The sequence below is a fragment of the Clostridium sp. genome, from assembly GCF_018372875.1.
In the GTDB taxonomy this organism is placed as follows: domain Bacteria; phylum Bacillota; class Clostridia; order Clostridiales; family Clostridiaceae; genus Clostridium.
Genome location: NZ_JAHAIF010000085.1, coordinates 1 through 5,228 on the forward strand (window position 1 = coordinate 1; position 5,228 = coordinate 5,228).

A 5,228-nucleotide genomic window follows, 5' to 3' on the forward strand; every position below is an offset into this window, starting at 1 on the left:
TCACTTAAATCCCTAATTACACCCTTTGTATTTAATATTATCTTATTTGTATCGTCCTTAAGCTTTATATTGTTATCTTCTTTACATACAGTTTCAAAAATTTATCTTTTTGATTTATCTTTTCTCATTTTCCATACATTGTATAAAATATCCTTTAGAACCAGTAAGCTATCTAATTCACTGTATTGATATTCCTGCTTTAATTCATCCAGCATTACACACAATCTACGGGCATAGTTTGGATGATTAACTTCACTTTGGTATCTTACCAAAATAGGGTACTTTTTACCCCATGCATTTGTCCAGTCGATTTTTTCTTCTACTTCTTCACTAGTTTTATCAATAATCTCCTGAATCTCATTTATGTCAATGTCAAAATCAATCAGTTCATCCAAGGACATATTATACAGTACAGCCATTTTTTTTGACTGATAAATGTCAGGAATCGTTTCATCTGCTTCCCATTTTGAAATGGTCTGCCTGCTTACCCCCAGTTTCTCTGCTACATCCTCTTGAGAAAGCCCACATTTTTTTCTTGCATGAAACAAGCTGTTTCCTAGATTCATTATTTTTCCTCCTTGTCAGTTTATAGTTTTATTATAATGTTTGACAAAGACAAGCTCCACCAACTATACTTACCATATTTGCCCGTATTCTTAACATGATTAATAATCTATTGTTTTAGCTATTTCTCCTCTTCATCATCTAACTTTGAATTAATTTTCATTTGTTTTTTCTTATTTATAAAATATAATCCTTGAAGAACTACAAATGCTGAAGCTGATGCACATAGAAAAGTAATTAGTGATGCAATTAACATATCACCCATCTCATTTTTGAATAGATCTCTGAATTTAATATAATTAAGAGTAGTATTTATAATAGCTACTAAGATTCCACAAATAATGCTATTTATAATTACAAATCTTTGATTTACTTTATTAGACTCAAAAATATTATTTCCAACTGTTATATTTCGTACTATAACATACAAAGCACCCACTATAAGTAGGATTACCTCAACTGCATATTGTGAAAAATCAGCATTAAATATATATGATTGCACAAAAATAGATAAAAATAAGCCTAAAAAAACTATTTGAAAGGCATCATTTCCAATTTTTCTTTTTTGTGATAAAACTCTTTCATCTTGAACTATTTCTTTCTTCATTACTATTCCTCCCAAAATAAATCATTTAATGTTTTTCCAAGTGCTTTACATATTGATACACAAAGATTAAGTGTAGGGTTATAATCTCCTGATTCAATTAATCCAATAGTTTGCCTTGTGACACCTACAGCCTTTGCCAAATCTTCTTGTTTCATATCACACTCTATACGTGCTATTTTCATTCTCTTATTTTTCATATACACCCTCCTTATATTGCATATTGTAATATATATATTATCAAATGTAAACTATATATTGCATTTTTGTGTAATTTTATTTTTTATGATCCTCTTTTCTTTACACTTTTTTAGTATTAAGGATAAAAAAAATGGAGTGAATATTTATTTTGCTTGTCCACACCAAAACAAATATACACTCCTTTTATAGTAAGGGTAATATTAATACCGCACTATATGTAACCCTATATGCAATTACTTTTAGCACCTTAAATAAAAATATGTAATAAGTATGATTTTGAAATTAATTTTAATCAAATATATAATAATAATCCTCTAATGTTTTACCAGTAACCACTTTCAGAGCATCCTCTGAATTTTCCTTTGCCCATATTTCAATGCATTTTTCTATACCCTCTAACCCCACTTCTTTTATTATTTCATCCACTACTTTATAGCAAGAACCATAATAATTACTAATCTGCAATTTTGTAGTACCATAAACTTCTGAAGTTAAATCAACTTTATAAAGCCCTTCTTCATCAATTTGCTCAGTCCCCACATTTACAGCTACCCAAGTACCTAATCCCTCTGCAAACCAAGCTGGCATATCTCCAAATCCAAGTCCACCAAACTGAGCCAGCTTTTCCATAGTAATTACGTGAGCATATTCATGTAATATTACATTTGTACAATACTCTTTATCATATGAACTTTCATTAAATGGCTTAATTACAAGTATATTTGCACCATTAACCTCTGCCACACTGTCTGAGCTAATATCATATCTAATTACAATATTAATTTCACTAGGAGTACTACAATTAAATATTTTTTCTATTTTATGAGAATTCTCACTTAAGATTTCCTCTACAAGCTCCATGGTTTTTATATTTTCCTTATTATCATCATAATGGTATACTTTATTTCCTTTTTTCTCTACTATTTCATAAGATGATAATTTACTAATTATATATTGTTTTTCGTTATTATAACGCCTTACTTTTTTCTCCTGATCGCTTAACTCAGCTTCTGCCATTATAATATTTAACCTTTCTTCTAATGACATTACTGCACTTTTAGCACCATAGGTTCTAATATTTACCTTACTAAATGTATCTATTATAACTATTAGAAGAATTGTTAATACAATGAAATAAAGTCCTCTTAACTTCTTTTTCTTATAGAATGAATAAACGCTTAAAGGTATTAAAACTAAAAACACTGCTGATATAACATTAACAGTCTCTATCATCCCTGATAACGCTATAAAAACAGATGTTCCAAATAAAAAAAGAATCGTCCCTAAAATTATTGATCCATACTTAAAAATTTTCTTCATACTATCCCCCAATTAGAATATAATCACAATTTATATCTTACCATATATATTAATATTATGTAAATTTTGTAAACAAGTTTTAATTGAATTAATCTCAATCAACACAACACAATAATCATCAGTTGATCTATAAATCTTCTAACAAATGATTTCAAATTACAGCTCTTACAATTTTAAATTGTTAGTTCTAAAAATAGTATAATAATCTTATAAGACAAGGAATGTTTTCCCTCAATTGAAAGTTTCTAATTAAACAAGGAGATGTAGTTCATGAATAAAAAAACAGTGTTATTTGCTTTAATAGTTACTTTGTTTTTATTTGTTATTTTAAATTACAAAGATAACAAAAATTATAAATTTGTTCAACAAGTTAATAGTGAGAGGTTGTTAGAAGCTAGAGAGGCAAAGAACACTATTTATGAATCAATAAAATTGCCTTCTTGTAATATGTCTCAAGAAGAGATGTATTCTTTATTTATAACAAAAGATAATATGAATATAGCAAGAAATTATTATAACTATGATAATAATGTAGTATTAAAAAAGGATGCTATAGAAGATATAAACTTGCTTTTTAATGCACTTAAGTTTGGCTATGGTGGTTATGAAATATTTGGTGGTGATGAAGTATTCACTAAAGTTAAAAATAATATTCTAAAAGAAATTAATACTCATGATAATTTGCTTGTAAAAGATTTAGAAACTATTTTGATAAGCAACTTAAGTTTTATAAAAGACAACCACTTTAGAATTAATGAAAATCCTGTATTCAAAGAAAAATATACTTATTATTATAATAATGACTACCCTATAATAAAAGATGGTAAAGAATATTACATTAATTTAGAGAATAAAAAATATAAGATAGAAAGTATAAATAAAGACAAAGATATTGGAAATTACATTCACTATACTTTAAATAAAAATGGACTACTATCTTATGAATTAGGAATTTTATCTTTAGAAAATAAACAGCTAGAGGTTCTGATTTCTAATAATGATCATAAGAAAACAATATCTATTAATTTGGAACAATCTAATAACACAGTTAAAAATGCTAGTATAAAAGATAGCAGTATTGGCTATATAAAACTAAATAGTATGAAAAAAATATCTGATGATATTTTAAACAAAACAAAGTCTATTAAGAATAATAGAGTAAATATTTTAGATCTAAGAGGATGCTCAGGAGGTAGTGATCTTGAGGCACGTAAATGGTTTGAAACTTATTTTAATTATAAAATAGGGATAAATGGTACTATTTTCTTTAAGCATACTGAATTTATAAAAGAGATGTATCTAAATGAAATAAAAACAACATATGATCTTGGCTTGTGTTCAGAAGAAGAATATAGTAAGGAGGTTAAGAGAATATCTAATTTCTACTCTAAAGAAAAGATGAATAGTATTGTGCCATACACTGAAGTTGATAAAACTTTAGATAATGATAACTATTTATTAGTTTTAGTTGATAATACTGTTCCATCTTCTGCTGAAAGCTTATTAATTTATCTTAGAACAGTAAAAAATGTAATTTTTATAGGTACTAACTCCTCAGGCACCACAAAGATTATGGATAAACTTGGTTTTTTATTGCCTAATACTAAAATAGTATGTGCTTTTGGCACAAAGGCATACAATTATAGATCATTTGAAATAGAAGAAGGTAAAGGCTTAGAGCCAGATATATGGCTTGGAACAGAAGATATTCTAGATAGAGCATATAAATTTGCTAAAACTTTAAAATAAGTTTAGGTGTAAAATTATTGGAGATAGCAGAAGTAAGAGGCTTGCTAGTGTAAGCCTCTTCTTTTATCAGATTACTACAACCTTTCTTAGTATTCTTTTATTGTTATTTATAAATTATATTTGATAAATCCAACCCCATTAAATTTTTCAAATGGTAACATACCATTTCTTTTGTAAAATAGTTTTGTCTTTTCAGTATTATCTGTCATCAATACAATTTGTCTAACGTTATTGTATCTATTTAGCACTAATTGTAATAAATTACTTCCAATTCCTAACCTCTGATAATTCTCTTTAACTAGAATATCCTGTATATAAATAATAGAAATATTATCTCCAACAACTCTAATTAATCCAACAAGTTCCTCACCATCAAATGCACCTATATTAAATAATGAATTTTTAATTGCTTCTTTAAGTTCACTGGGTTTATTTGAATAACTTATCCATCCAACACTTTCATATAACTCTACTAACTGTTTTAATGTAAACGTACTATTTTCTTTATATTCTATATCCATATTAATTCTCCATTTCTATATTCTTTTAATTACGTTAAAGCATATAGAAAATCAACTTCCATATACCCTATTTATTCCATAACTTAACCATAAATAAATACCTCCTTTTTTATAGGCTTATAATTTAATGTAATAATACCTTTGATTTATAGCTAATTGAAATTTTATGCTTTCCTAGACAGTAAAAAAATCGCCAAGGCGACTGTGGAGCCGTCGATTTTTTTCGCCCATCTGCATAAGTGATATTCCAAATTTAAATTTGGTAAATA

6 protein-coding genes are annotated in these 5,228 nt (G+C 27.0%); 1 reads left to right on the forward strand and 5 read right to left on the reverse strand.

Going from position 1 to position 5,228, the window contains the following annotated elements:
* Nucleotides 1–101: 101 nt before the first annotated feature.
* From KIB46_RS15955 to KIB46_RS15970, 4 genes are all read right to left on the reverse strand, one after another.
* Nucleotides 102–566 (reverse strand): helix-turn-helix transcriptional regulator, encoded by a 465-nt coding sequence (locus KIB46_RS15955; RefSeq protein WP_291673176.1) that lies wholly within the window; start codon nt 564–566, stop codon nt 102–104.
* A gap of 119 nt (nt 567–685) precedes the next feature.
* A complete protein-coding gene (locus KIB46_RS15960) occupies nt 686–1,171 on the reverse strand; it encodes a DUF6773 family protein (protein WP_156559014.1) in 486 nt (161 codons plus the stop codon).
* 2 nt (nt 1,172–1,173) lie between these two features.
* Nucleotides 1,174–1,368 (reverse strand): helix-turn-helix transcriptional regulator, encoded by a 195-nt coding sequence (locus tag KIB46_RS15965; RefSeq protein WP_027098072.1) that lies wholly within the window; start codon nt 1,366–1,368, stop codon nt 1,174–1,176.
* Between the two features lie 289 nt (nt 1,369–1,657).
* Nucleotides 1,658–2,689: a hypothetical protein gene (locus tag KIB46_RS15970; RefSeq protein ID WP_291673179.1), complete on the reverse strand. Its 1,032-nt coding sequence runs from the start codon at nt 2,687–2,689 to the stop codon at nt 1,658–1,660.
* A 270-nt stretch (nt 2,690–2,959) separates the two neighbouring features.
* On the opposite strand from KIB46_RS15970, the gene KIB46_RS15975 reads away from it, so the two are divergent.
* On the forward strand, nt 2,960–4,438 hold the full coding sequence (locus KIB46_RS15975; RefSeq protein WP_291673181.1) for a S41 family peptidase: 1,479 nt from the start codon (nt 2,960–2,962) through the stop codon (nt 4,436–4,438).
* A 107-nt stretch (nt 4,439–4,545) separates the two neighbouring features.
* On the opposite strand, the gene KIB46_RS15980 is transcribed toward KIB46_RS15975, so the two are convergent.
* On the reverse strand, nt 4,546–4,959 hold the full coding sequence (locus KIB46_RS15980) for a GNAT family N-acetyltransferase (RefSeq protein ID WP_291673183.1): 414 nt from the start codon (nt 4,957–4,959) through the stop codon (nt 4,546–4,548).
* Between the last annotated feature and the right edge of the window lie 269 nt (nt 4,960–5,228).